1 protein-coding gene is annotated in these 1131 nt (G+C 69.1%); it reads left to right on the top strand.

Annotated elements, in window-relative coordinates:
* Positions 1 to 88: 88 nt before the first annotated feature.
* The coding region (locus ACIQOV_RS42385) for an LCP family protein (protein WP_401056603.1) at positions 89 to 1131 on the top strand (1043 nt) is incomplete at its 3' end.

The raw sequence follows: 1131 nt of genomic DNA, 5'->3' as shown, positions 1-1131 counted from the left end.
GGCCCCAGGGGGGTAACCGAACAGCCTCCCGGAACGTCTAACGTTCGAACATCGAACGCGAGAGACCTGAAGACGGGGGGCACGGAGGATGAGCAGCAGCACGCGTCGGCGCCGCTACCTGCGGACCGCCATCGGCCTGGCCGCCGTACTGGTGCTGTCGGTCGTGGGCGCCGGAGCCTGGTTCTACCACCGGCTGGACAACAACATCACCACCTTCGACTCCGGCGGCGTCGCCACCGAGCGCCCGCCGGCACCCGTCCCGGCCAGCCCGGGCGCCTCCGTCCCGGTCAACGTGCTGCTGCTCGGCTCGGACACCCGCGACGAGGGCAACGACTCGCTGGGCGGCGGCGACGAGGGCGTCGGCCACTCGGACACCGCGATCCTGGTGCACGTCTACGCCGACCACAAGCACGCCGTCGGCGTCTCGATCCCCCGCGACACCCTGGTCACCATCCCGTCCTGCAAGCTGCCGAACGGCACCTGGACGACACCGAAGACCGACCAGATGTTCAACTCCGCCTTCACCGTGGGCCTCGCCGAGAAGGGCAACCCGGCCTGCACCCAGAACACCGTGGAGAAGCTCACCGGGCTGCGGATCGACCACACCGTCGTGGTCGACTTCAAGGGCGCGGCCGCGATGTCCGACGCCGTGGGCGGCGTGGAGGCCTGCGTGCCCAACGACGTCAACCAGTACGGCATACACCTCAAGAAGGGCCTCCAGAAGCTCTCCGGACAGTCCGCGGTGGACTACCTGCGGACGCGCCACGGGATCGGCGACAACTCCGACATCGGTCGGATGAAGCGTCAGCAGGCCTTCCTCTCCTCGATGATCAAGAAGGTCCAGGGCCAGGGCTTCTCACTGCCCACCCTGCTGCCGCTGGCCGACGCGGCCACCAAGTCGCTCACCGTGGACGAGGGGCTGGGCACCGCGATGAAGCTGGTGGACTTCGCCCGTTCGATCCAGGACATCAAGCTCTCCGACGTCTCCTTCGTCACCGCGCCCTGGCGCTTCGCCGGCGACCGAATACGGCTGGTGCAGCCGGACGCCGACGCCCTCTGGAAGCTGCTGCGCGAGGACCGCACCCTGGACGGGCAGAGCACCTCCGGGACGGGCCAGGTGACCTCCTCCCC

It is taken from the genome of Kitasatospora sp. NPDC091257 (assembly GCF_044757675.1).
In the GTDB taxonomy this organism is placed as follows: Bacteria; Actinomycetota; Actinomycetes; order Streptomycetales; family Streptomycetaceae; genus Kitasatospora; species Kitasatospora lactacystinica.
The sequence above is the reverse complement of the archived record's forward strand: the minus strand, read 5'-3'. Positions and strand labels throughout refer to the sequence as shown.